The organism is Comamonas sp. NyZ500 (assembly GCF_016772095.1).
Classification (GTDB): Bacteria; Pseudomonadota; Gammaproteobacteria; order Burkholderiales; family Burkholderiaceae_C; genus Comamonas; species Comamonas thiooxydans.
The window spans coordinates 75,848-100,928 of record NZ_JAEIJE010000013.1; the positions used below are offsets into that span (position 1 = coordinate 75,848).

At 63.9% G+C, this 25,081-nt stretch carries 26 protein-coding genes; 14 read left to right on the forward strand and 12 right to left on the reverse strand.

The genetic code is table 11. From position 1 onward, the window contains the following. Positions 1–7 precede the first annotated feature (7 nt). Positions 8–982 (forward strand): tripartite tricarboxylate transporter substrate binding protein, encoded by a 975-nt coding sequence (locus JAO85_RS18125; RefSeq protein ID WP_202788686.1) that lies wholly within the window; start codon positions 8–10, stop codon positions 980–982. Here JAO85_RS18125 and JAO85_RS18130 read toward each other — a convergent pair. Then, positions 969–2,609: an MATE family efflux transporter gene (locus tag JAO85_RS18130; protein ID WP_202788687.1), complete on the reverse strand. Its 1,641-nt coding sequence runs from the start codon at positions 2,607–2,609 to the stop codon at positions 969–971. The genes JAO85_RS18125 and JAO85_RS18130 overlap by 14 nt on opposite strands. A 96-nt stretch (positions 2,610–2,705) precedes the next feature. Here JAO85_RS18130 and JAO85_RS18135 point away from each other — a divergent pair, with 96 nt between their 5' ends. After that, positions 2,706–3,581, forward strand: a complete 876-nt coding sequence (locus JAO85_RS18135) for a creatininase family protein (RefSeq protein ID WP_202788688.1) — start codon at positions 2,706–2,708, stop codon at positions 3,579–3,581. A gap of 105 nt (positions 3,582–3,686) precedes the next feature. On the opposite strand, the gene JAO85_RS18140 is transcribed toward JAO85_RS18135, so the two are convergent. The 3 genes from JAO85_RS18140 to JAO85_RS18150 form a co-directional block, all read right to left on the reverse strand. Then, positions 3,687–4,673 (reverse strand): tripartite tricarboxylate transporter substrate binding protein, encoded by a 987-nt coding sequence (locus JAO85_RS18140; RefSeq protein ID WP_012836837.1) that lies wholly within the window; start codon positions 4,671–4,673, stop codon positions 3,687–3,689. A 101-nt stretch (positions 4,674–4,774) separates the two neighbouring features. Continuing rightward, entirely contained in the window at positions 4,775–5,224 is a 450-nt protein-coding gene (locus tag JAO85_RS18145; RefSeq protein ID WP_054073259.1) for a hypothetical protein, read from the reverse strand. A 48-nt stretch (positions 5,225–5,272) separates the two neighbouring features. Further along, positions 5,273–5,950 carry a histidine phosphatase family protein gene (locus JAO85_RS18150; RefSeq protein ID WP_202788689.1) on the reverse strand — a complete coding sequence of 226 codons (678 nt, stop codon included), beginning with the start codon at positions 5,948–5,950 and terminating at the stop codon, positions 5,273–5,275. Between the two features lie 284 nt (positions 5,951–6,234). Between JAO85_RS18150 and JAO85_RS18155 the strand changes: the two genes are divergently transcribed. The 3 genes from JAO85_RS18155 (at position 6,235) to JAO85_RS18165 (ending at position 9,876) form a co-directional block, all read left to right on the forward strand. After that, positions 6,235–7,263, forward strand: coding sequence for an extracellular solute-binding protein (locus JAO85_RS18155; RefSeq protein ID WP_003065551.1), 1,029 nt, complete (start codon positions 6,235–6,237; stop codon positions 7,261–7,263). Between the two features lie 143 nt (positions 7,264–7,406). Continuing rightward, positions 7,407–9,059 carry an iron ABC transporter permease gene (locus tag JAO85_RS18160; protein WP_039050719.1) on the forward strand — a complete coding sequence of 551 codons (1,653 nt, stop codon included), beginning with the start codon at positions 7,407–7,409 and terminating at the stop codon, positions 9,057–9,059. Positions 9,060–9,216: 157 nt separating this feature from the next. Beyond that, positions 9,217–9,876, forward strand: a complete 660-nt coding sequence (locus tag JAO85_RS18165) for an ABC transporter ATP-binding protein (RefSeq protein WP_039050718.1) — start codon at positions 9,217–9,219, stop codon at positions 9,874–9,876. A gap of 14 nt (positions 9,877–9,890) precedes the next feature. Here the strand turns inward: JAO85_RS18165 and JAO85_RS18170 are convergent, their stop codons facing one another. Both JAO85_RS18170 and JAO85_RS18175 read right to left on the reverse strand, forming a co-directional pair. After that, entirely contained in the window at positions 9,891–10,817 is a 927-nt protein-coding gene (locus JAO85_RS18170) for a PhzF family phenazine biosynthesis protein (protein WP_202788697.1), read from the reverse strand. Between the two features lie 214 nt (positions 10,818–11,031). Next, on the reverse strand, positions 11,032–12,213 hold the full coding sequence (locus JAO85_RS18175; protein ID WP_039050716.1) for a PLP-dependent aminotransferase family protein: 1,182 nt from the start codon (positions 12,211–12,213) through the stop codon (positions 11,032–11,034). A gap of 382 nt (positions 12,214–12,595) precedes the next feature. On the opposite strand from JAO85_RS18175, the gene JAO85_RS18180 reads away from it, so the two are divergent. Next, positions 12,596–14,068 (forward strand): PLP-dependent aminotransferase family protein, encoded by a 1,473-nt coding sequence (locus tag JAO85_RS18180; protein WP_202788690.1) that lies wholly within the window; start codon positions 12,596–12,598, stop codon positions 14,066–14,068. Here JAO85_RS18180 and JAO85_RS18185 read toward each other — a convergent pair. The 3 genes from JAO85_RS18185 to JAO85_RS18195 are packed head-to-tail and all read right to left on the reverse strand — an operon-like array spanning position 14,065 to position 16,306. Then, positions 14,065–14,892: a ChbG/HpnK family deacetylase gene (locus tag JAO85_RS18185; protein ID WP_202788691.1), complete on the reverse strand. Its 828-nt coding sequence runs from the start codon at positions 14,890–14,892 to the stop codon at positions 14,065–14,067. The two genes, JAO85_RS18180 and JAO85_RS18185, sit on opposite strands and share 4 nt — an antisense overlap. Next, positions 14,889–15,305, reverse strand: a complete 417-nt coding sequence (locus JAO85_RS18190; protein ID WP_012836845.1) for a GtrA family protein — start codon at positions 15,303–15,305, stop codon at positions 14,889–14,891. Before JAO85_RS18190 ends, JAO85_RS18185 begins: the two co-directional genes overlap by 4 nt. Further along, on the reverse strand, positions 15,302–16,306 hold the full coding sequence (locus tag JAO85_RS18195; RefSeq protein ID WP_039050713.1) for a glycosyltransferase family 2 protein: 1,005 nt from the start codon (positions 16,304–16,306) through the stop codon (positions 15,302–15,304). Before JAO85_RS18195 ends, JAO85_RS18190 begins: the two co-directional genes overlap by 4 nt. Positions 16,307–16,440: 134 nt before the next feature. Between JAO85_RS18195 and JAO85_RS18200 the strand changes: the two genes are divergently transcribed. Beyond that, positions 16,441–17,922, forward strand: a complete 1,482-nt coding sequence (locus JAO85_RS18200; RefSeq protein ID WP_202788692.1) for a glycosyltransferase family 39 protein — start codon at positions 16,441–16,443, stop codon at positions 17,920–17,922. A 73-nt stretch (positions 17,923–17,995) separates the two neighbouring features. On the opposite strand, the gene JAO85_RS18205 is transcribed toward JAO85_RS18200, so the two are convergent. From JAO85_RS18205 to flgA, 3 genes are all read right to left on the reverse strand, one after another. After that, entirely contained in the window at positions 17,996–18,358 is a 363-nt protein-coding gene (locus JAO85_RS18205; protein ID WP_012836848.1) for a hypothetical protein, read from the reverse strand. Positions 18,359–18,396: 38 nt separating this feature from the next. Then, the gene (gene flgM / locus JAO85_RS18210) at positions 18,397–18,711 is read right to left on the reverse strand and encodes a flagellar biosynthesis anti-sigma factor FlgM (RefSeq protein ID WP_034378013.1); all 315 of its coding nucleotides are present in this window, start codon (positions 18,709–18,711) and stop codon (positions 18,397–18,399) included. A gap of 117 nt (positions 18,712–18,828) precedes the next feature. Continuing rightward, entirely contained in the window at positions 18,829–19,587 is a 759-nt protein-coding gene (gene flgA / locus JAO85_RS18215; RefSeq protein ID WP_003065533.1) for a flagellar basal body P-ring formation chaperone FlgA, read from the reverse strand. 203 nt (positions 19,588–19,790) lie between these two features. Here flgA and flgB point away from each other — a divergent pair, with 203 nt between their 5' ends. The 7 genes from flgB (at position 19,791) to JAO85_RS18250 (ending at position 25,076) form a co-directional block, all read left to right on the forward strand. After that, on the forward strand, positions 19,791–20,204 hold the full coding sequence (flgB, locus tag JAO85_RS18220; protein WP_003065531.1) for a flagellar basal body rod protein FlgB: 414 nt from the start codon (positions 19,791–19,793) through the stop codon (positions 20,202–20,204). Between the two features lie 16 nt (positions 20,205–20,220). Next, entirely contained in the window at positions 20,221–20,625 is a 405-nt protein-coding gene (flgC, locus tag JAO85_RS18225) for a flagellar basal body rod protein FlgC (protein ID WP_003059205.1), read from the forward strand. 16 nt (positions 20,626–20,641) lie between these two features. Beyond that, complete coding sequence (locus JAO85_RS18230) at positions 20,642–21,304, forward strand: flagellar hook assembly protein FlgD (RefSeq protein WP_039050711.1); 663 nt, start codon at positions 20,642–20,644, stop codon at positions 21,302–21,304. A 14-nt stretch (positions 21,305–21,318) separates the two neighbouring features. Next, positions 21,319–22,587, forward strand: coding sequence for a flagellar hook protein FlgE (flgE, locus tag JAO85_RS18235; RefSeq protein ID WP_012836849.1), 1,269 nt, complete (start codon positions 21,319–21,321; stop codon positions 22,585–22,587). A 69-nt stretch (positions 22,588–22,656) separates the two neighbouring features. After that, the gene (locus JAO85_RS18240; RefSeq protein WP_003077982.1) at positions 22,657–23,397 is read left to right on the forward strand and encodes a flagellar basal body rod protein FlgF; all 741 of its coding nucleotides are present in this window, start codon (positions 22,657–22,659) and stop codon (positions 23,395–23,397) included. A gap of 18 nt (positions 23,398–23,415) precedes the next feature. Next, positions 23,416–24,198 (forward strand): flagellar basal-body rod protein FlgG, encoded by a 783-nt coding sequence (flgG, locus tag JAO85_RS18245; protein WP_003065524.1) that lies wholly within the window; start codon positions 23,416–23,418, stop codon positions 24,196–24,198. Between the two features lie 170 nt (positions 24,199–24,368). After that, the gene (locus JAO85_RS18250; protein WP_003065522.1) at positions 24,369–25,076 is read left to right on the forward strand and encodes a flagellar basal body L-ring protein FlgH; all 708 of its coding nucleotides are present in this window, start codon (positions 24,369–24,371) and stop codon (positions 25,074–25,076) included. The last annotated feature ends 5 nt before the right edge of the window (positions 25,077–25,081 follow it).

Here is a 25,081-nt window from a genome sequence, read left to right on the forward strand (position 1 = left end):
AAGCATTATGGTGAATACTTCACGCCGCCGCTTTCTTGCCACCTCGGCTGCCTGTGCTGCCACCGCGCTGCCCTGGCATGCGGCCGCTGCGCCCGGCTATCCGGACAAGCCGGTACGAGTCATCGTGCCGTTTCCGGCCGGTGGCACCACCGACGTCGTGGCCCGGCTGACCATGCAGAAGTTGGGTGAACTTGCGGGCCAGTCCTTCGTGGTCGACAACAAGAGTGGCGCCAACGGCGTCATAGGCTCCGAGCTGGCGGCCCGCGCAGCACCCGACGGCTATACCTTGCTGATGAACACGGCGGGAGCGCAGACCCTGAGCCCAGTGCTCTACAAGACCGGCTACGAGGCGCTGGCCAGCTTCGAGCCCATCAGCCATCTGTGCGATGTGGGCTTTGTGGTGATTGCGCGCAAGGACCTGCCCGTCAACAGCATGCAGGAGCTGACGGCCATGGCCAAGCAGGGCAAGCCGCTGAGCGCCTCCTCGGGCAGCAGCATGATTTCGCTGATCACCGAGCAGTTCAAGAAAGTGATCGAGGCACCGGGCATCGTGAATGCCCAGTACAAGGGCACGGGCCCGCAGATGCAGGCCGTGGTGGCGGGCGAGGTGGACTTCTCGTTCGACTCCTTCACCTTGGTGGAGATGATTCGCGCTGGCAAGGTCAAGGCCCTGGCCGTGCTGCTGCCCCAGCGTGTACCGGCCTTTGCGCAGCTGCCTACGCTGCGCGAGCTAGGCATAGCGGGCATGGATTTCAATTCCTGGTCGGGGCTGCTGGCTCCCAAAGGTACGCCTCAGGACATCGTGGGCTATCTGGCCCAGCAGATGGACAAGATCATGCAGATGCCTGATGTGCTGGCCAGGCTTGCTGGCTACAACTACATGCCGCGGCGCAGCACGCCCCAGGAGTTCGGTCGGCTCATTGCCGCCGACCATGAGCGCTGGAAGCGCATCGTCAAGGAAACAGGCATCACCCTGGGCTAGCTTCGCGCGAAGCAGATCCGGCCTCCGCGGCCAGGTTGGCGACGGAGCTGGGCGGCTGCCCGCCCACCTCGGCCGGGATGGCGATGCGCTTGCAGGGCTCGGCACTGGCCATCAGCGCATCGCTGTCCACGGGGGGCTGTGCTTGGAGTTCCTCTGCCGTCTGGGCCTGCTCCTCCGTCCCTGCGGGCTGTACCGGGGCCTGGGCTGCAGCCGGCAGCATGTGCGCCTTGCGCCAGTTGCCCCAGCGGTAGTAGGCCAGCATCATCAGCATGGAGCAGACGGAGCTGATGGGAAAGCTCCACCAGATGGCATCCACGCCCATCACGGGTTGCAGCCAGCGCGCCACGGGCACGCGTATGCCCCACATGGCAATTGCCAGGATGAGCACCGGCGCCATCACGGCCCCCGTGGAGCGCACCACGCCGGCCAGCACAAAGGTCACGCCGAAGAAGAGGAAGGAGCCTATGGCAATGTGGTTGAGATGGCGGGCCACTTCCAGTGAGGGGCTGCCGCCGGGCAGAAACCAGCCCAGCACATGGCGGTCCAGCAGCACGATGAGGACGATCAGGCTGCCCGTCATCAAGAGGTTGCCCAGCATGCCTGCATTGGCCGTGGCGCTGACACGCCTCCAGAGCCCTGCTCCCACGTTCTGCGCAGCCATGGACGAACAGGCCGCGCCTATGGCCATGGCCGGCATCTGCACATAGGTCCACAGTTGCAGCGCTGCACTATAGGCGGATGCGGTCTGCACGCCATGCTCGTTGACCATGGAGATCATGGCGATCATGGCCAGCGAGATCATCACGATCTGCACGCCCATGGGCAGGCCCTTGACCACCAGAGTGCGCACAATCGTGAGATCGGGCTTGAACAGCCCCAGCTGTCGGCGACCTATCCACAAGGGATGGCGGCGCAGGCGCAGCCAGCCCAGCAGGGCAAAAAAGCTCACGGCATTGGCAATCAGCGTGGCCACTGCCGAGCCCTGGATGCCCATGCGCGGTACCGGCCCCCAGCCAAAGATCAGCAGAGGGTTGAGCGCCATGTCCAGCGCCACGACGACGAGCAGAAACCAGAACGGCGTTCGGGTATCTCCCGCGCCGCGCAGGGCCGCCGTCACAAAGCTGAACATGAACAGCAGCGGAATGGCCAGAAAGATGACCTTGAGATAAGCCTCGGCCAGTGGCAGCGCTGCTTCGGGTGTGCTCATCCACAGCATGAGATGGCGCGACAGCGGCCAGCCCAGCAGGGCAATCAGCAGCGAGACAACACCAAAAAACGTCGCGCTGGTGCCAAGCACGCGTTTGGCCTGGGCGATGTTTTTCGATCCCATGCTCTGGGCGATCAGGATATTGGTCGCCATGCTGATGCCGAACACCGCGCCGATCAGCGCAAACATCACGTTGTTGGCATTGGCGGTGGCCGTCAGCGCGGCCTCACCCAGGTGGCCGCCGACCCAGATGGCATTGACCGAGCCGTTGAGTGATTGCAGCACATTGCCGGCCAGGATCGGCAGGGCAAAGACCAGCAAGGTGCTGACAATCGGGCCCTGGGTCAGGTCGCGTGTCTGGGGCTTGGAGTTGGCGGTGCGCGCACTCTGGCGCGGGGCGCTGGCGGAGGCTTCAGGCATCGGCCCATTGTGGGGCATGTCGGCCGGTTGCGGTTGACGGGCGGTGGGCCCGGAATCCGGGGCAGGAGGTGGTTTTGGGGCGCTGGCGCAGCTACGATGATGGCCATGAGCAATACACCGACCACTCCCGCAAGCGCGCTTCCCCGCTGGCCGTCACGCTTCTGGGCCCAGGCATCGGCCCATGACTTTGCCCTGGCCCAGAACAATGGCCTGGCCGCAGACACCGTGGCCGTGCTGCCCGTGGCGGCGGTGGAGCAGCATGGGCCGCATCTGCCGCTGTCGGTCGATGCCAGCCTGATAGAGGGCGTCATCGATGCCGCTGTGGCGCAACTGCCCGCCGAGCTGCCGGTGCTGTTTCTGCCGGCGCAGAACATCGGCTTTTCGGTCGAGCATACGCACTATGCGGGCACCTTGAGCCTGCAGCCGGCCACGCTGATCGCGCTGTGGACGGAGCTGGGCGCCTGCGTGGCGCGCGCCGGCATCAGGAAGCTGCTGCTGCTCAACGGTCATGGCGGCCAGGTCAGCGTGATGGACATCGTTGCGCGCGAGCTGCGCATCAAGCATGGCCTGCTGGTCTACAGCGCCAGCTGGTTCGGGCTGGTGGACGACGCGGCCAACCAGCAGTTCTGCGCGCATGAGCATCGCTTCGGTATTCACGGCGGCGAAGTGGAGACATCGATGATGCTGCACCTGGCACCCGAGACCGTGCATATGGAGCGTGCGCAGAACTTCGCCTCCAGCTCGGAGCTGCGGGCCGGCAAATACCACTTCATCGGCAATGGCCGCAGTGCCAAGCTGGGCTGGGCGATCGAGGACTACAACCCGGCCGGAGCCGTGGGCAACTCCGCCGCCGCGACGGCCGAGCGCGGCGCGGCCATGGTGCATTCATCGGCCGAGGGCCTGGTCAGGCTGCTGAGCGAGATTCATGATCTGCCCCTGAGCACGGTGGGAAACCAGCCGCAGCCGCTTTGAATTCAGGAGCTTCTCACGCAATAGTAGCCTGCATTTTCAGGCTGTTTTGTTTTGAAAATCAATGCTATCAAGCGTTGGAAGCTACTGAAAGCGTAGTCCTCGCTGTCATTGCTTCGGTATTTTTGCCTGAGCAATCACATCGCCCCAGCGCTTGATTTCCGATTGCAGCAGCTTGGCGGTCTGCTCTGGCGTGCTGGCCTGGGCCTGCACATTCAGTTCGCGCAGCTTCTTGGCGACCTCGGGGTTGTTGACGGCGGCGTTGATTTCCTTGTTCAGACGCGCGATCACGGGGGCTGGTGTCTTGGAGGGTGCAGCCAGCGCATTCCAGGACGAGGCCACAAAGCCCTTGACGCCGGATTCCTGGGCCGTGGGCACATTGGGCAGCAGCGGCGAGCGCTTCTCGCCCGTCACCGCGAGCAGGTTCACGGCTTTGGAATTGATCTGGCCCATGATGGGCGTGAGAATTTCCACGGCCGCATCGATCTGCTTGCCGCGCAGCGCGGTCACCACGGCGGGTGTGCCGTTGAAGGGAACGATCTGAGCATCGATGCCGGCCGTGGTCTTGAACAGCTCGGCCGCCAGGTGCTGGGTGCTGCCCACGTTGATGCTGCCCAGGTTCAGCTTGCCGGGATTGGCCTTGGCATAGCTCACGAGTTCGCCCAGGTTCTTGAAGGGCGATTTGGCATCGGTGATGACGCCGATGTCGAAGTAGCCCAGCGTGGAGATGGGCGTCAGGTCCTTGACCATGTCGAAGGGCAGATTGTTGAACAGGTTCACCGTGACGGCGCTGCCGTTGGACATGAGAAACAGCGTATGGCCGTCGGGCGCCGCCTTGGCCACGGTGTCGGCCGCCACGATACCGCCCGCGCTGGGCTTGTTGTCTATGACCACGGGCTGGCCGAGCTGGGTGGACAGCTGCTGCGCCACCACACGGGCCGTCACATCGGCCACGCCGCCGGCTCCGAAGGGAACGACGATGCGGATGGGTCGGTTGGACAGGCCTTCGGCCTGGGCGGTGGCGGCAAATCCGCTCAGCAGGGCAGCCCCCGCTGCGGCACTGATCAGGGATTGGGTAAAACTGCGGCGTTTCATGCTTGTCCTTCTGTCTGAAACTTTTATCCCAAGAGTGTGCCGCCGAAAGATGCCCGGAGGCAGCCGCAAAGCGTTCTGTCTGCTATGCCGCACAGGTATGGCTAGTTACCGCTTGCTTGCAGGGTATCCAGTCCCCAGTGATGCATGACCTCGCGCACTATCAGCAGGGCGGCTGCATGCTCGGGGGTCTGCGGCAGCTGCGGGTCGGCATGGCCGGGCTGCTGGGCCTGGCGCGCCAGCAGCTCGAACAGGTTCTCGATGGCCTCGCGTGACGCCTGAGTGGCTTGCGGGTCGGCTGTGGCACTGTGGATCAATTGCCGCAGCAGCGGGGCTGTCGTTTGCAGCAGACTGGCGCCTGCAGGCAGCCAGCGCCCGGCCGGCATGACGGCATCCTCGACATCGGCAATCGCGTTTTCCAGCATCAGCGCATTGGGCATGCGCTGGGCAAAGGCCTTGACCAGGGTGGCAATGCCGATGGGCAGCCGGTGCTGCTGCGCGCCTATGTCAAGCGTCAGCGCCGTATTGCCAAGGCTGAGAAAGATGGAGTCCATGCAGGACTTGTAGCAGCTTGTGTTTGCCTGCGCCGGGGTCGTGGGTGATCAGGCGGCGGTGACCCAGTCTCTGTACTCGAGCCCATCCAAATGATTGAGCGTATTGAAGCTTTGCAGCATCAGCCGCTTGGGGCTGATGCTGAATTCGGTCACGGCAATATTGCGCAGCCGCATATTGAGGGCGATGGTCACCTCGGGCGCGGTTCCAAGCACCTGGCCCACGGCCGCGGAGATGGGGCCGCCGCTGCTGACCAGCAGCACGTTCTGGCCGCTGTGCTGGTGGCGTATCTCCTCGAGCACCTGGTGCACTCCATCCGCAAACCCGTTCCAGTCAGGCATGCCGACCGGGCTGATGGTGCCTCCCATCCATTGCGCCAGCGCGTCGCACAGCAGGCGGAAATGATGGCGGTACAGCTCGGGCGTATCAGGCCTGGGCAGAGGGGCAGGATGGATGGCGCGCAGCAGGGCTTCGCTGTCGTACTCGTTGAGTCCGGGCCGGCTTTGTGCCTCGGGGCTGGAAGCGCTGCCCAGACCCTGGACTATGCCGGCCAGCGTCTGCTGATGGCGCTTGAGCGTGCCTGCATAGACGGCGTCGAACTTCAGACCTCGCTCACGCCAGTATTCACCCAGACGCACCGCCTGCTCCTGGCCGCGTGGGCTGAGCTGGTCGTAATCATCCGCGCCAAACGAGGCCTGGCCATGGCGCACAAGGTAGAGGTTTCCCATGGCGCGGATGTTGGGGCTTGCCCGCTTGCGGCGCTGTCATGCCTGCGACCTGCTGGCGCTTGCGCGACAGCGCACGGGCTGGCATTTCCGCAACCGTCGTCAGGATTGACGCACGGGCAGAGCATGCTGCTCGGTTAAGATAGTTGAGAGCGATTCTCAAAAACATAACAACACGCTCCGCTTTCGGTACTGGTTCACGGATCTCCTGCACTTGGCTGGCAGGAGGCTTGTCGGTTTCGAGGCGGAGCGTGTTTTTTATGCCTGTTCACCTTCTGGAGCCCTCCATGTTTCGACGCCCCCTGTTTGCACTGGCCGCCGTTGCCAGCCTGTGCGCCCCTGCGCTGTCCGCCCACGCCGAGGACATCACGCTCTATACCACCCGTGAACCGGCACTGATCCAGCCCTTGCTGGCGGCCTTCACGGCGCAGACCAAGATCGGCGTGAAGACGGTCTTCGTCAAGGACGGCCTGCTGGAGCGCGTCAAGGCCGAAGGCCAGCGCTCGCCTGCCGATGTGCTGATGACGGTGGATATCGGCAATCTGCTGGATCTGGTGGACGGTGGCGTGACCCAGCCAGTCAAGTCCAGCATTCTGGAAGCCGCCATTCCTGCCCAGCTGCGTGCCGCAGACAATCAGTGGTTTGCGCTGTCCATGCGGGCCCGCGTGCTGTATGCCGAAAAGGACATGAAGATCGGCGCCTTCCGCTATGAAGACCTAGCCAAGCCGCAGTTCAAGGGCAAGGTCTGCAGCCGTGCCGGCCAGCACCCCTACAACACGGCGCTGATTGCCGCCATGATTGCCCATGACGGCGAGGCCAAGACCGAGCAGTGGCTCAAGGGCGTCAAGGCCAATCTGGCACGCAAGGCCACAGGTGGTGACCGCGACGTGGCGCGTGACATTCTGGGCGGCATCTGCGATGTGGGCCTGGCCAACACTTATTACGTGGGCCATATGAAGGCGGCCAAGGAAGGTACGGACGCACGCAAGTGGGGTGATGCCATCAAGGTCGTCAAGCCTACTTTCAACGATCCCAAGAGCGGCACGCATATCAATATCAGCGGCGCCTCGGTGGCCAAGCACGCGCCCAACCGCGATCAGGCCGTGAAGCTGCTGGAGTTCCTGGTCTCCGAACCGGCCCAGAATATGTACGCTCAGGCCAACTACGAGCACCCCGTGCGCAAGGGCGTGGCGCTGGACCCCGTGGTGGCCCAGAGCATCGGCGAGATCAAGATTGATCCGCTGCCGCTGACCGAGATTGCCAAGCACCGCAAGGCTGCCAGCGTGCTGGTCGACAAGGTGGGGTTTGATAAATAAGTAGCCCCCTGAGGCGCTGATGCGCCTTCCCCCTCTCTCGCTTCGCGGGAGGGGGACAACACCTTCGCTGCGAGGCGGCTCTTGCTCGGTGTTCCTTTGATGGAGCATGCCTGTCCAAGGGCCGTTTCCTTTTTGATTTTTTGATGTTTTCTTTTCTTCGTTCAGGGCTCAGGCCCGTTGGGCCGGTGTGGCAGGGCGCAAGCTGGTTGATTGCGCTGGGGGTGTTTGCGCCCATTGCCTCGCTGGCCTGGCTGGCGCTGGGGGCGGACTGGGCGCACTGGCAGGATCTGCTGCGCTATGTGCTGCCCGATGCCGCAGCCAATACGGCCTGGCTGCTGGGCGGGGTGGGCCTGGTGGTGCTGGTGGTGGGCACGGGCTGTGCCTGGCTGGTGACGGCCTGTGATTTTCCGGGGCGGCGCTGGCTGCACTGGGCACTGCTGCTGCCGCTGGCCATGCCGGCCTATATCGTGGCCTTTGCCTATCTGGACCTGCTTCACCCCATAGGCCCGGTGCAAGGCGCGCTGCGCTGGTTGCTGGGGTACGACAGCCCGCGTCAGTGGCGCCTGCCCGATCTTCGCTCCATGGGCGGTGCGATCTTCGTGCTGGGCTTCACGCTCTACCCCTATGTGTACATGACGGCGCGCTCCATGTTCATGACCCAGCCGGCGCATCTGATGGAGGCTGCACGCTCGCTGGGTGAGACCCGCTGGGGTGCTTTTTGGCGCGTGGCCCTGCCCATGGCGCGACCGGCGCTGGTCGTGGGCCTGAGCCTGGCGCTGCTGGAGACGCTCAACGATATCGGTGCGTCCGAGTTTCTGGGCGTGCACACGCTCACGGTGTCGATCTACACCACCTGGGTCACGCGCTCCGATCTGGCGGGTGCCGCGCAGATTGCCTGCTCCATGCTGCTGGCCGTGGTGGCACTGGTCTGGCTGGAGCGTCAGGGGCGCAGTCGTCAGCGCTTTGGCTCGGCCCAGCGCATGCGGGCCATAGCGCCGCACCGCCTGCCCGCAGGCAGGGCCTGGCTGGCAACACTGGCCTGCAGTCTGCCGGTGCTGATCGGCTTTGCTGCGCCAGCGGCCTATCTGGCCTGGGAAAGCGGCAAGCGTCTGGTGCAGGGCTCTGGCGTGTCCGAGGGCCTGGTATCCAGTCTGCTCAACACGTTGGGTTTGGCGCTGGGCGTGACCGTGATCGCGGTGGCCGCGGGTCTTGTCGTGGCCTGGGCCACGCGCACAGGCATCAGCACGCGAGCGCCTTCGCGCTGGCCCGCGCAGTTGGCGGCGCTGGGCTACGCCGTGCCGGGCACGGTGCTGGCCATCGGCCTGCTGACGCCTGCGCTGGCGTTCGACGCCGGGCTGGCCCAACTGTTCGGTATAAACGGCCTGCCGCTGATGGGGCAGGGCATTGTGTTGGTGGCTGCCTGCGTGATTCGCTTTCTGGTCATGCCCGTGGGCGGCATCGAGGCCGGACTGGCCCGTATTCCGCCGACGCTGGAGCAGGCCTCGCGTCTGCTGGGCGAAAGCCGCCTGGGCACGCTGCGCCGCGTGCATCTGCCGCTGCTGCGGCCCGCCATGGCTACCAGTGCCATGCTGGTGTTTGTCGACGCCATGAAGGAGCTGCCCGCCACCTTGCTGCTGCGCCCGGCCGATTTCGACACCCTGGCCACCTGGCTCTATGCGGAAGCCGCGCGCGGCACCTATGAGGAGGGCGCGATCGCCGCGCTGTGCATTGTGGTCGCGGGGCTGGTTCCCGTCATGCTGCTGGCGCGCACGCAGCTGTCGGGTGGGCAGCGATGAATAAGCATGAAGATGGGCTGCGGCGCCTATGGGTATTACGCAAGCAGCTATTGAATATGAATAGGACTTACGCAAACAAGAATGCAACAATGGCCGGCCTTTTGAGGCAGTTGTCTTGCATGAACCCGTTTTGCGTAAGTCGTGATGAAGTGATTGCATGACCGCCTCTCTACAAATTGCGCAGCTGCAACTGGGCTATGACACGCCCAAGGGCTTGCACACCGTGCTGCAGGGCTTTGATCTGCAGGTGCCTGCAGGTCATATCGCCAGCCTGCTGGGGCCCTCGGGCTGCGGCAAGACCTCCGTGCTGCGAGCGATTGCGGGTTTTGAGCCGGTGCGCGCGGGAAGCATTCATCTGGGCGAGGTATTGCTCTCCGGCCCCGGCACACATCTGCCTCCCGAGCAGCGCCATGTGGGCATGATGTTTCAGGAATACGGCCTGTTCCCGCATTTGACGGCAGTGCAGAATGTGGGCTTCGGCCTGCGTCGCATGGGCAAGCCAGAGCGCGACAAACGTGTGCAGGAGCTGCTTGCCGTGGTGGGGCTGGCGAATTCAGGTAGCAAGTTCCCGCACGAGTTTTCCGGCGGTCAGCAGCAGCGTGTGGCGCTGGCCCGCGCCCTGGCGCCGTCCCCGGCCTTGCTGCTGCTCGATGAGCCATTTTCCAATCTCGATGCCGCCACGCGCGAGCGCCTGACGCTGGAGGTCCGCGATATTCTGCGGGCCACCGGGCAGACGGCGATTCTGGTCACGCACAACGCGCAGGAGGCCGAAACCATGGCCGACCAGATCTGCAGGATGACGCCAGCCCAGCTCTGAGCCGGCTCTGAGGTCTAAAGCAGGACGCGGCCTGATGTGACGGTCACGGTGTGGCCGCCCACCCAGAGCTTGCCGTTGGCGGCGGTCTGGACATGAACCTGCCCGTCACGGCCTACGCAAACGCCTTGCGCGGCGATATAGGGCGTTTGCAGCAGACCTTCGCCCGTCAGCCATTGGGCCAGCGCTGCATTCAGGCTGCCGGTGACAGGGTCTTCGCTGGCGGTCTCTCCGACCAGGGCGCGTACTTCGAGGCGTGGCTGAGCCGAAGTCACTTTTTCATGAGCGGCTTCTTCAGCCTGCTTGGCAAAAGCGCGGGCCTCGCGGCTGGAACGGCCAATCAGCGGGGCATCCGCTTCCACCTCATAAATGGCTGCCAGACCTGCTTTGGCCCCCAACTTCTTGAGCGCTCCAAAGTCTGGCTCCACACTCAGAACCGTATCGGGGTGGTCGAGCAGCATTCCCAGCCAGGGCGAGCCGTTGTAGAGGCTACGCGCCATCAGCAATTGTTCCCGCTGCAGGCCCAGGGCCTGCAGCACGGGGGCCAGCTCCTCTTCGGAAATTTCCAGGGAGTCGAGCGAAGGCGCTTCGAAAAACAGCGCACCTTGCGCATCGCAGCCAATGGCTACCAGGCCTTTTTTGCACTCCTGCAGCACCTGCTCGGGATTGCGCGGCTGGCCGCCCTGGGCCAGCCAGGCATGGCAGCTGCCCAGCGTGGGGTGGCCGGCAAAAGCCAGCTCGCCCGCGGGCGTGAAGATACGCAGCTGGTAGTCGGCGCCCGCAGCCAGCCCCTCGGGCGTGGGCTGCAGCACAAAAGTGGTTTCCGACAGATTGGTCCAGCGCGCAAAGGCCTGCATCTGCGCATCGCTCAAGCCATCGGCGCCCAGCACCACGGCCACGGGGTTGCCGAGCAGCGCGGTGGTCGTGAATACGTCCACGGTCATATAGGGACGAGAGAGAGGGCTGGTATGTGCGGAGGCAGACATGGGCAGCGATTGTCGGCAAAAAGAAAAACCGGCGCTGCACGGAGGTTCGTGGCAGGCCGGTTGATGGGGCATTGCACATGCCATGGGGTGTTAGAGACGCCGAGCAAGAGCCGCCTTGCGGCGATGGCGTCGTTCCCCTCCCGAAGAGAGAGGGGGAAGGCGCGTCAGCGCCTCAGGGGGTGTTGCTGCGGATGGCGTCAGCCAGAGCAGCAATGCCAATATTGATCTGCTCGGCAGACACTGTCACGTACGACAGGCGCAGCGTGTTGTTCTGCGCATCGCCGGCGTAGAAGGGGGCGCCGGGCACAAAAGCCATATTGCGCTCCACGGCCTTGGCCAGCAGGGCCTGGGCGTCCATGCCCGCAGGCAGCTTGACCCAGAGGAACATGCCGCCCACGGGGCGTGTCCACTTCACGTCGAGACCGGCCATTTCGCGCTCCAGGGCCATCAGCATCACATCGCGCTGAGCCTTGTACATGGCTCGGATGGTGGGCACATGGCGGTCCAGGAAGCCGTCCTTGATGACTTCGGCCACTACGCGCTGATTGAAGCTGGGGGTGTGCAGGTCGGCGGCCTGCTTGGCCTGGGTCAGCTTGCCGTAGACGGACTTGGGCGCGACGATGAAGCCGATGCGCAGGCCCGGGGCCAGCACCTTGGAGAACGAGCCCATGTAGATCACGCCCTCGGGGTTGCGTGCAGCCAGGGGCAGGGGAGGCTCCTGTTCGTACCAGAGGTCGCCGTAGGGGTTGTCCTCGATCAGGGGAATGTCCAGCTCCCTGGCCTTGTCGACCAGAGCCTGGCGGCGCGCATCGCTCATGGTGCGGCCGGTGGGGTTCTGGAAGTTGGGCAGCACATAGGCCAGACGGGCCTTGTCGGCGCCGCTGCCGATCTGCTTGGCGAAATCGTCGATCAGCATGCCTTCGTCATCGCTGTCCACGCCCACGGCCACAGGCTCCATGGGGGTGAAGGCCTGCAGGGCGCCCAGGTAGGTGGGCTTTTCAACCAGCAGACGGCTGCCCTTGTCCAGGAATACCTTGCCGATCAGGTCCAGCGCCTGCTGGCTGCCGGTGGTGATCAGGATCTGCTCGGGATCGACGTTCCAGGGCAGGAAGTCGGCAATCGCCTGACGCAGCGGGGCAAAGCCCTCGGTAGTCGAGTACTGCAGGGCTGCGGCACCGTCGCGCTGCATCACGGTCTGGCAGGCTTCGGTGAACGCATCCAGGGGGAAGGCCTTGGGGGAAGGCAGGCCGCCAGCCATGCTGATGATGCCGGGGCGGTCGGTCAGCTTGAGGATCTCGCGGATGGCGGAGGAATTCATCTTGGCAGCACGTTCTGCCAGCGTCCATGTTGTCATAAAACAGTACTCGATCTCTACGTTGCCAGCCCGGGCAGGGCTGGCCGGTGTGCATTCTCACGCCGTTGTCGGGCATGTGCCGGCCTGAGCTTGGGGCTCGGGATGCAATCGCTGCGGCGCACAAAGCGCTGCAACCATGCACCAGCAGGTGGGCTTATTGTGTCGCGGCCGGTTTGCCTGTGTGGGCTGGCGGGCAATTGCGACTGTTTGGTCTGCAGTCGGTGAGACTGCAGACCGTGACCATAGCCCTGTGTGGAGGGCGGCCAAGAGAGGTTGATGGACTCAATATACGCTTGAGACCATTACAGTACCTATACAGACAGTCTCACAATCATGGCTTCTGTATCGGTATTCGCTTCAATACAGTTCGCTGCACATCACCATGTCCATCTCCCTGTCCCGCCAGGCGGCCCTGACCCTGACCCAGCAACTGGCCGAGCGTCTGGCCGAGCGCATACGCACAAGGCTGCTGCCCGCAGGCGCGCGCCTGCCTTCGGTGCGTGAATGCGCGCGCCAGCAAGGCGTGAGCCCCTACACGGTGGTGGCTGCCTACGACCTGCTGCAGGCCCAGGGGCTGGTCGAGGCCAGGCCGCAGCGCGGCTTTTATGTGCGCGATATTGTGCAAAATCCGCTTCAAATGCCGGAGGGTAAAGCGCAGATAGCTATCAATGCGGGAGCGGTCAATACCCCGGTAGGCATCCCGCCTGGCACGCGCATCAACGCCACCATGCTGATTCGCGGCATGTTTGTGGAGAGTGTGGCCGGCAAGCCCCAGCCCGGTGCCGGCGTGCTACCTGCCGAATGGCTGGATGCCGGCTTTCTGGTGGCCGCCATGCGCAAGGTCACCAGCGGGCAGGCGCTGCGCGAATCGCTGGTGCGCTATGGCGAGCCCATGGGCGACAGCCGGCTGCGCGAGGCGCTGGCGCGGCGCCTGCAGCGCATAGGCATTGCGGTGGGGACTGGCCAGATCATCACCACCCTGGGGGCGACCCAGGCGCTGGACATCGTGAGCCGAGCCTTGCTGCAGCCCGGCGATCCGGTGATGGTGGAAGAGCCGGGCTGGGCCGTGGAATATGCGCGCCTGGCCGCCATGGGCATGCGCGTGCTGCCCGTGCCGCGCGGGCCCGAGGGGCCGGACATGACGGTGATGCAGCGCTATTGCGAGACCATGGCCCCCAAGCTCTATGTGAGTGTCAGTGTGCTGCACAACCCCACGGGCTATAGCCTGAGCGCGGCCAGCGCCCATGAGGTGCTGCAGATGGCGCAGCGATACGGCTTCTATGTGGTGGAGGACGATAGCTACTGCCATATCGCTGCCGATCACGCTCCGCGCGTGACGGTGCTGGACCGCTTGCAGCGCAGCATCTACATCAGCGGCTTTGCCAAGGTGCTGGTGCCCAACTGGCGCCTGGGCTATCTGGCCGCGCCGCCCGATTTGGTCGAGAGACTGCTGGACACCAAGCTGCTGTCCACCCTGTCCACGCCGACCCCGATGGAGCAGGCCCTGGCCCTGTGCATGGAGCAAGGCCAGTTGCGCCGCCATGCCGAGCGGCTGCGCCAGCATCTGGCCCAGGCGCGCACGCGCAGCGTGGCTCTGGCGCAGGCCGCCGGCTGTCGGTTTGTGGCCGAGCCTGCCGGCATGTTCGGCTGGGTGGATACCGGCGTGGATACCGAGGTGCTGACCCAGTTGCTGCTGGATCAGGGCTACATGATTGCCCCAGGTGCCATGTTCCATGCCAGCCGGGGCTCCAGCACCTGCATGCGCATCAACTTCGCGACCACACAGGATGCTGCCTTCTGGCGTGTCTTCGAGCGCGTGGTGGCCCAGATGCGGGCCCAGGCACAGAAGTCCTAGCCCAGTTGGACGGGACCCTGATGAATATGGCAGCCGGTGCGCAGCAGCAGCTCGCCAAAGGCATCGGACATCAGATACTCGAATTCCACGGGGCGCTGCCTGCCTATGGCATCGCCCTCCACCACGCCGCTGGCCGGGTGGCACATCAGCAGGCCGCCGGCTGCCATATGCGGCAGCCAGCTGGCCATCTGCCGGCCGTAGCTGGCCGTGTCGGGCGCATCAAAGCCATAGACGCCGCCAAAACCATGGTTCATGGGAATGTCTGCATGGCGTAGTTGCTGGGTGGTGGTCCAGCCGCCGAGCAAGGCGATGATGGCGGCCTTGGGGCTGCGCCACAGACCCGAGGCCGGTGCCGTGGAGCGCACCCAGGGCATCTCGTGCGCGGCGTAGCGGCTCTGGAGCTCCTGCTGCATGGCGGCCCGCAGACCCGGTAACTGATGCACATGCTGGTGGCCGTCTATGAAGTCCGGGGCCGTGCCCATGACCTGCTCGAAAGCATCGAGCTGTTCGCGCCAGGCCTGGCGCATCAGACCCTGCGGCATCTGCCGTGCATAGGCCTGGCGTAGCACCGTGCCCAGCGCCTGGGCGTCATGCTGTCCGCCATGGTCTTCGGTCAGGTTGAAATGCAGACCCACCGAGAGCCGGGGGCGCAAGTCCCGCAAGGCCGCTGCGGCCTGCGGCCAGAGGGGGGAAGTAGTCATGCAACTGGTGGCCGAGAGACGGCCGGCTGCAGTCAGCTGCTGCACGGCCTCATCCACCAGCGGATGCAGGGCGTAATCATCGGCGCACAGCAGGATGGCGCGTGAGGTATTCATGTGATTCATGCGGCGCTGCGTGCCTTGAAGGCCCAGAACTTGCTCATGACAAAAGTGCCTATGGCCACCAGCACCAGCACCGCGGCCAGACTCCAGAAGTAATGCCAGTGCAGCCAGTTCAGGGCGATGTAGTACAGCGCCTCATTGGCGACAAACGAAAGACAGGCCACGGCAAAGAATTTCGCCACCACCGGCCAGCCCCTGGCCTGCGCTGCTGAAAAGGTGAGCAGCGCATGACCGTTGTAGCTGACCACAAAGGCCACGAGAAACGCCAGCACGTTGGCCCAGAGCGGCGGCATGCCGGAGAATGAGACCAGCAGGCCGACCACCGCCAGATGTGTGGCTGCTGCCGAGCCGCCCACCAGTACGAATTGCAATAGCTGCGGCAGGCGGCGCAGTCTTTGCAGCGCGTCCGCGATCACGATGGCTCGCGCAGCGGGCTGCGGTCCTCGTCATGCGCCACCAGGTAGATGGGGCGGCGCTTGACCTCTTCGTAGATGCGGCCGATGTACTCGCCCAGAATGCCTATGGACAGCAGCTGTACGCCCGAGAACAGCATGATGCTGGCGGCCAGCGTGGGCCAGCCGCGCAAAGGGTTGCCAAAGAACAGGGCTTCTGCCGCAATCCACAGGCCGTAGGCCAGAGCCAGCAGCGAAATGCCCGCCCCCACCATGCTCCAGACGCGCAGCGGCAGGGTGGTGAACGAGGTCAGGCCCAGGAGGGCCAGGGACCCCAGGCGGCGCAGATTGAAGCTGGAGCTGCCGGCGACCCGGTCCTTGGGAACAAAGGGCAGGGCGGCGGTCTTGAAGCCGACCCAGGCATACAAGCCCTTCATGAAGCGGTTGTTTTCGGGCAAGGCCTTGAGGGCATCGACGACCTTGCGGTCCATCCAGCGGAAGTCGCCCGCGTTCGGCGGCATCTTGACCGCGCTGCCCGAGTTCATCACGCGGTAGAACAGATCGGTACCCACGCGCTTGGCACCGCTTTCTGCGCCGCGGTCGGCGATCACGCCATAGATCATCTCGTAGCCCGATTGCCACAGCCCATGCATTTCGGCCAGCATCTCGAGCGGATGCTGGAAATCGGCGTCGATGAGCAGCACGGCATTGCCGCGGGCGTGGTCTATGCCGGCAGACAGCGCGGCTTCCTTGCCGAAGTTGCGCGACAGGGCCAGATAGCGCAGCGGCAGCTCCTGGGCGAGGCGCAGGCTCAGCTCATGTGTGCCGTCACGGCTGCCGTCGTTGACCACCACGATCTCGAAATCGGGCGTCAAGGCACGAACCGTCTGGGCCAGTGCACGCAGAAAGCCTTCGATATTGGCCTGTTCGTTATAGGCCGGCACCACGCAGCTCAGCCTCAGCGGCTGGCGCGGCAATTGTGCTGGCGGGGCTGCAGGTGCATATTCGGCGTGAAGATCGGTCATAGGGCAGGATTTTCGCGCAAGTCTGTAACTGCTTGCTGGAGCCGGTCACGGTTTGTGTCGCCTCAAAAGGGCCGTCGCTATACTCACGCCCCTGGGCAATGCTGCCCCTACTCCTTTCTTTTCCTGATCGTCTGATGACCGCTGTCCCACGCGAATCTCTTGTTCTTGGCGGCCGTGCCGTTGCCGCCTTGCTCGCCGTATACGGCGTGATCTGGCTGGCCATTCACTGGGTGACGGCCCTGGCTGCGCCCGGGGACAACGTGGAGCAGCTGATCTGGATTCACTCCCTGGAGCTGGGCTATTTCAAGCATCCGCCGATGCCGACCTGGATCATGGCCGCCTCCGCGGCTGTCTTTGGTCCGTCCATAGGGCTGACCTATGTGCTGGGCGGCGTGCTCACACTGGGCTCATTGGCGATTTTCTGGAAGCTGCTGTGCGATATGCGCGGCCGGGCCTATGCGAGCGTGGGCCTGCTGGCGGCGCTGAGCATCACCTTCTATTGCGGGCGGCTCTACTACTACAACCACAACGTCGTGATGATGCTGTGGATCTCGCTGGCCGTGGCGCTGAGCTGGCATGTCACGCAAAAGCCGTCCCTGGCTGGCTGGGCCTTGCTGGGCCTGGTCTCGGGCCTGGGCATGCTCAGCAAATACCAGTATGTGCTGGCGCTGGGCGTGATCGGCCTGTGGTGGCTGCGCATTGGCGCCTGGAAGAACCCCGTGCATGTCAAAGGGGCTGCGCTGGCGACCGTGATCGGCCTGCTGGTGCTGTCTCCCCATCTGTACTGGCTGAGCACCCATGACTGGATGCCCATGCATTACGCCGAGCGCACTTCGCTGGGGCTGCACCTGGATACGGCCGCCCGTATCAATATGTCCTGGAAGTTCGCGGTGGACTGGATCTTCAACCGCTGCATGCCGGCCTGGATCGTGCTCGGGGTGGCGCTCTGGTGGGGGCGCCGCAGGGCGGGAAAAACTGGAGAGCAGACCGCGCCGGCAAAGGTTGCGCCGGTCGCCGCAGACAGGATGCTGCGGGAGTTCTGGCTGCTCTGGGGCCTGGTGCCGCTGCTGGCCATGCTGGCGCTATGCCTGTTCACGGGCTCCTATCTGCACCTGCAATGGGGTACGGCCTTCATGTTCCTGTGCGTGCCGGCCGTCATGGAGTGGTCGCGCTCGCCACGGAGCTGGGGTGCAGCCGGGGAGCTGCGTGCCGCCTGGCTGACCTTTGGGGTTCTGCAGGCGCTGCTGTTGCTGCAGTTCTGGCTGGCTTCGCCCATGGGGCTTTCGGGCTACAAGAGCACCCATCAGAACCATATCCCCGTGGACAAGATCGTGGAAGGTCTGGCGCCGGCGGCGCATCAGGCACTGGGCGGCCCTGTGGACATCATCATCGGCCCGCAGGCGCTGGCCGGGCGCATTGCCATGGAGTTGCCCGAGCGTCCACGCGTCTATGTGGAGCGCAATCTGCAATACAGCCCCTGGATTCGCGAGGATGAGCTGCCGAATGCCCGCATCATCGAGGTGATGGTGGCACCGGACCCCTTGCCCCCGGGTCTGATGCGTGCCTATGGTGTCTGGGCCTGGCGGCCCGTGAAGATCGCCAAGGGCGAGCATTGAGGGCCGCACCCCACAAAGGCAAAGGCGGGCATCGAGCCCGCCTTTTTGATGGGAATGGCCGACGTGGCCTGACTCAGCTGGCTGCGTGATAGATGCGTGCGCGTCCAGTCTGCGATGCGCCGCGCAGACTGCTTTCATAGGTGCTGTCTTCGGCAGCAGGCACCAGGGCCTTGGTGCGGCGCTGGTTGAGCACGGAAAGCCGTGCCAGCTGGTCACGGACCAGGGAAATTTCGCGGTCCAGGCTCTGTGCGCGCTCGCGCAGTGCAGGCGTCCAGTCGTCTGCCGAGAAGCGTTTGACGAGCTGTGAGAACGCCACCATGGCGTCACGCAGGCGGGTGCTGGACTGTTCCAGCGCGGATGCGTCCGGTGACTGCAGCGATGCCGAAACGGTCTGAATCACCGCATCCAGCGAATCGAGCATTTCCTGCAAGGTCATCGGGTCAGCCTCTGTTCGGGAGTTCAGGCGCGGGCGCTTCAGCCGCGAGCATGAACCAGGAATTCTTCGGTATTGGCCAGCAGCTTGTCTGCCACGGCCTCGGCGTTGACGCGGAAGCTGCCATTGGCAATGGCTTCGCGCATGGCCTTGACGCGGTCGGCATCAAAGTCGGTATTGGTGCGGTTTTGGCTGTCCAGGGCGCGGGCCGAGGACGAAAAGGACACGGGCACGCCGGCGGCGCGCTCGGACAAGCCTTTGGTCGATTCTTCGGTGGCAACCGTGGTGGCGGATTTCGGGGCCTGCTTGGCGGCTGCAGCGGTCTGCTGCAGGTCCGGCTTATTGCCTATCTTCATGCTGGTTCTCCAATCGCCCTGTATCGGCGTAGGGCGCTGTAGCCTTGCTTTCGACAAGGGCGCGTAAAACTTGAGGAATATTTGGCATGGTTGATAAAGTGAGTGTGCACTCTCTTGTCATTGAACCAGAACCACGCCACTGGCATTGACCGTTCCTGTGACAAGGCGGCCATTATCCATGCGAACCCGTACCTGCTGTCCTTCTCCGGCTGCAGTCATTGCCTTGCCCGAGCCGGCAACGCTGAAGCCGCCGCCGTTGACCATCACCTGGACGGGCGATCCCGCCGTGAACAAGGCAGGCGGACGTACCATGTTCTGGCGCAGAGCCTGCCCCGACGTCAGCGGTCGCGCCGCGACCATGCCGATGAAATCCTGTGCATTGGCGAAGACGGGGGCGCTGTCCTCGGCCCAGTCCACTTCAGCGGGGGCTGCGTCCTCGGCGCTCAGCGTCTTGCCGGCCGGAATATTGCCCTGGGCCACCCAGGCCGGGCCATACGCCCGCACGGTGATAGGCAGGAACACGTTCCAGGGCACGCTGCCCTGCACGCAGCGCAGGCCCAGCCGGGTGCGACCCCAGAGGCGACTGCCCGCAGGCAGATAGGGCTCGACCTTGGCGCAGGCTGCCAGGCGCAGGCGCGAGTCCAGCTGGCCCATCTGCACCTCCATGCGCAAAGCCATGCCATTGCCGGCCTGCACGGTCTCTGCCGATGGCTGGTGCAGAGCCGCATCGACAAAGCGCTGTCCGATCTGGCTGAGCTGCGCCGCGCCGTCCTGGGCCTGTGCGCCAGCCGTCAGCAGCAGCGCAGCGAGACCCCATGCTGCAGCCAGGCCTCGAGAGGGGCGAAGGCACAGAAACAGGGAAAAGCGGCCAGACATGCATCAATCCTTTGAAGTATCCGCAGTCACGAGGCTGCAGACGATGCTGGCAAATATAGGCGTGACATGGCTTGCGCAATGGCTTGAAGAGCCAGCGCAATACCGCTTTCTTCGCGCTTTAGTTTGCGCTGCCGATTTTCATAATCCTCGCATGCCGCAGTCCGTGGGCTCCGGCATCCCCGAATTCTGAAAGCGAGGCCGCAATGCTGAACAAAATGACTGAACGACTGGACTTCCAAAGCGAGGCGCTGCTCTTGCGCGCCGAGCGCCAGCGTGCCATTGCCAGCAATATTGCCAATGCCGACACCCCCGGCTATGTGGCGCGCGACTTCAACTTCCGTGAAGCCTTGATGGCCGCGACCAGCGGGCCCAAGCCCCTGACCCAGGCCAGCGTCACGACGGCAGGCCATATCCCGCTGCAGGCGCAGATGTCGGACGAGGCGCTCAAGGCCAAGCTCGGCTATTCGGTCAATTCCCAGCCCAGCCTGGACAACAACACCGTGGATCTGGATCGCGAGCGCGCCAATTTCGTCGACAACTCCGTGCGCTACGAAGCCACGCTGCGCTTCATCAACGGCCAAGCCAAGACCATGCTCAGCGCCATTCAAGGCCAGTAAGCCCAGGAGCTAAACCATGTCCATGTTTTCCATCTTCAATATCTCGGGCAGCGCGGTCAGCGCCCAGTCCCAGCGCCTGAACGTGGTGGCCTCCAATCTGGCCAACGTCGATGCAGTGGCCGGCCCCGACGGCAGCGTCTACAAGGCGCGCCAGGTCGTTTTTCAGACCGTGCCCATGGGCAACGACGGCAGCGCGGGCGTCAAGGTCAATGCCATCAGCGAGGACAACACGCCCGGCCGCCGCATCCACGACCCCAGCAATCCGCTGGCCGATGGCGAGGGCTATGTCACCCATTCCAACGTGAGCGCCGTGGACGAGATGGTGAACATGATCTCGGCGTCACGCTCCTATCAGAACAACGTGGAAGTCATGAACACGGCCAAGACGCTGCTGCTCAAGACTCTGCAAATGGGCCAGTAAGCCCGGGAACACACACATGATCTACGGCGCAAGCAGCCTGGACGGCACCACGACCAACACCACCAGCAATACCAAGAATGCGGTGACCAACCCCAACGAGGCGCAGGACCGTTTCCTCAAGTTGCTGGTGGCCCAGCTCAACAACCAGGACCCCATGAATCCCATGGACAACGCGGAAATGACCTCGCAGATGGCGCAGATCAACACCGTGACCGGTATTCAGCAGCTGAACCAGACCATGGCCTCCATGTCCAGCCAGTTCACGGCTATGCAGGTGCTGCAGGGCACTTCCATGATCGGTCGTACGGTGCTGACCGAGGGCAATACCCTGGGCGTGGCGGCCGATGGCACGCATACCGCTGCCTTCGACCTGGAAAACCAGGCGGCCAGCGTCAAGATCCAGATCACCACGGCCAGCGGCGAGCTGGTGGACACCATCGACCTGGGTGCCGGCGCTGCCGGGCGGAACTACTTTACCTGGGATGGCAAGGACAAATACAGCGGCGATGCCTCGCAATTGCGCTATAGCGTGGTTGCCACCAATGGCACGACCGCCGTGGCGTCCACACCGCTGGCGCCGCATGCCGTGATTGCCACCAGCTCGGCCAATGGCTCTTTGTCGCTGGAGCTCGATAACGGCGACAGCGTGGCTTATTCCGGCGTCAAGGCCGTTTACTGATTGAGGAACACATCATGGGTTTTCAACAAGGTCTCTCCGGCTTGAACGCCGCCAGCAAGAATCTGGACGTCATCGGCCACAACATCGCCAACTCCAACACCACGGGCTTCAAGGCCTCGCGCGCTGACTTTGCGGAGATGGTCGCCAGCGCCATCGGCTCGGCCAGCGGCCAGAGCAGCGGCATCGGCGTCAACGTGGCATCCGTGTCCCAGCAGTTCAGGCAAGGCTCTATCACTTCGACGGGCAACAACCTGGACATCGCCATCAACGGCAACGGCTTTTTCGTCGTCAAGCAAAGCGACGGCAGCATCGCCTACACGCGCGCCGGCAACTTCGGTCTGGACAAGGAGGGCAACCTCAAGACCGTGGACAACGACAATGTCATGGGCTATGTGGTGGACCCTTCGACCGGCAAGATCCAGTCGGGTGCCACGCCTGTGCCGATGAGCTTTCCCACAGGACAGCCGATTCCCGCCAAGCAGACATCCAAGGTGAATGTCGAACTGAATCTGGATGCACGCGCCACGGCGGCCGCCGGCGACGCGACAGCCACGCCTCCTGTCGCTGCCACGCCTCGTGCCACCTATGGCACCTCGCTGAATGTGTATGACACCCAGGGCACGGCGATCCCGGTCAATCTGTATTTCGAGAAAGACGCCACAGGCAACACCTGGAATGTCTTCAACTCGCTCGATGCCACGGCCACGCCCATCGGCAAGGCCGTGTTCGACGCGAGCGGCAAGCTCACCAGCGTCACCCCCAATGCACCGACCACAGGTTCGGGTACCACGCTGAATCTGAGCGTCAGCGGCGGCACGGCCAATCCCAACGGCCTGCAGCCCTTCAACGTCGCGTTCGATTTTGGTGGTCTGACCCAGTTCGGCACCAAGTTTGCGGTCAGCAGCCTCAAGCAGGACGGCTATACCTCGGGCGCACTGACCGGTATCAATGTGGGCCGCGACGGCTCCATCGTGGCCTCCTACTCCAACGGCGTCACGCGCACCGAAGGCCAGATCGCTCTGGCGGCCTTCACCAATACCCAGGGTCTGGGCTCCATCGGCAACAACAAATGGGTTGCCACCTCCGACTCCGGCCCTGCGCTCAATGGTTCGGCCCAGACCGGCACCTTCGGCTCGCTGCAGTCGGGCGCGCTGGAAGAGTCCAACGTGGACCTGACAGCCGAGCTGGTCAACATGATGACGGCGCAGCGCTCCTACCAAGCCAACGCCCAGACCATCAAGACGCAGGATCAGGTGTTCTCCACCCTGGTGAACTTGCGATAACAGATAAGCCCCTGAGGCGCTTTGCGCCGGGGCTGCAAAGGCGATTGATTTGACGGAAGGAAGGTCAGCATGGACAAAATTATTTATACGTCGATGACTGGGGCCAATGCGGCAGCCCAGCGTCAGGCCGTGCTGGCTCACAACCTGGCCAATGCCGGCACCAACGGCTTCAGGGCCGAGATGTCCACTTTCCGTTCGGTACCGCTGCAGGGTTCGGGGGCCGGCACGCGCGTGTTTGCGCTGGAGGCCACCTCCGGCTATCAGGACACTCCCGGTCCGGCCCAGCGCACCGGCCGTGCGCTGGACGCCATGGCCATGGGCCGCGCCTGGTTTGCCGTGCAGGGACTTGACGGCCAGGAAGCCTATACGCGCAACGGCGTGTTTGAGATATCGCCCGAAGGGCAACTGGTCAACAGCAATGGCCAGGCCGTGCTCTCCGACGGCGGCGCGCCCATCGACATCCCGCCAGAGTCCACGATCTCCCTGGGTTCGGACGGCACGCTGACTGCCAAGATGGGCAACCAGCTGCCCGTGGCCGTGGGGCGCGTCAAGCTGGTCACGCCGCCCGTCGATGAGCCGCTGGTGCGCGGCGATGACGGATTTTTCCGCGCGGCGCAGGGCGATGCGCTGCCCAACGATGAAACAGCGCGCCTGTTGTCGGGTTCGATCGAGGGATCGAATGTGAACTCCGTCGAAACCATGGTCGGCATGATCGCGGCCTCGCGCCAGTTCGAGCAGCAGATGAAGCTGCTGCAGACCGCTGAAACCAACGATAAATCCGCCAGCCAGCTGCTGAGCTTGAACGGCTGATAGCCAAAGGAATACGTCATGATCAATTCGCTGTTCATTGCCAAGACCGGCATGGAAGCCCAGCAGACGCAGCTGGACGTGATTTCGCACAATCTGGCCAACGTCTCCACCACCGGCTACAAGCGCGCGAATGCGGTCTTCGAGGATCTGATCTATCAGAATCTGCGCCAGTCGGGTTCGCAGACCACCGAGCAGAATCAGCTGCCGACTGGCCTGCACCTGGGCCTGGGCGTGCGCACCGTGGCCACCAGCCGCAACTTTCTGCAGGGCAGCCTGCAGCAATCGAGCAATGCGCTGGATGTGGCCATCAACGGCAACGGCTTCTTCGAAGTCAATATGCCCGACGGCACGATTGCCTATACCCGCGACGGTTCGTTCGAGGTCGATGCCCAGGGCCAGCTGGTGACCTCCAGCGGCCTGCCCGTGGCCAACGGCATCACCATCCCGCAGGGTGCTACCAAGGTGTCGATCAGCCATGACGGCGTGGTTAGCGTCACCATGCCCGGCCAGGCTGCGCCGCAGCAGGTGGGCAATATCGCGATGAGCCAGTTCATCAATGCCGCAGGCCTGGAGCCCCGCGGCCAGAACCTCTACGTCGAGACCGCTTCGTCGGGCCAGCCCCAGCAGGGCACGCCCGGCACCAACGGTCTGGGCACGATTCAGCAGGGCTATCTGGAAGCCTCGAACGTGAACGTGGTCCAGGAGCTGGTGACCATGATTCAGACGCAGCGCGCCTACGAAATGAATTCCAAGGCGATCCAGACCTCCGACCAGATGCTGGCCAAGCTGGCACAGCTCTGATTGATCACCATGTATTGAGGAGCAGCTTGCGCTTGATGCCTATGGTTTTCAGACCAATTCATTGCTGATTTCCATTAGGAGAAAGCGCTGAAAGCTCTGATTCCAATAGCGTGCCTCGCGTACGCAAGGGCACAAGGGGCGAAGCGCCTGACTGCCAAGGACTTGCCGCCATGTTCAAAGCCATTGTTTCCCATTGCCCGCCGCTCTGCGCCCTCGCCGGGGCCCTGCTGGTTTCGGGCTGCGTCACGCTCAATCCGCCGCCGCCCGTGGACATGCCATCCACCGCACCTCCCGTGCTGCAGCCGCGCGAGCAGACGGCCCAGGCGCCCACTGGCAGCCTGTTCAACGCCAGCCGCTACCGCCCCATGTTCGAGGATCAGCGCGCCCGCATGGTGGGCGACTCGGTGACGGTGCAGATCGTCGAGCGCGTTTCGGCCAGCCAGAGCACGGACTCCAAGGTCGGGCGAGCCAACGAGCTGAGCACGGGCATCACCTCGCTGCCGCTGCTCAGGGGCGGCGCCGAGAAGACGGTGGCCGATGCGCTCACCCTGGGGGCCGAGAGCAAGAACGACTTCAAGGGCTCTGGGGCCACCAGCAGCAACAACACCTTCACGGGCTCGATTGCCACCACCGTGGTCGATGTGCTGCCCAACGGTCATCTGGTGATTGCCGGCGAGAAGCAGATCGGCGTGAACCATAACGTCGATGTGCTGCGTTTCACGGGCACGGTGGACCCGCGCTCGCTGCGTCCGGGCAGCACCGTGGCATCGACCCAGGTGGCCAATCTGCGCGTCGAGTCGCGCAGCCGTGGCCAGGCTGGTGAAGCCCAGTCAATTGGCTGGTTGTCCCGGTTCTTTTTGAACGTTATGCCGTTCTGATTCTT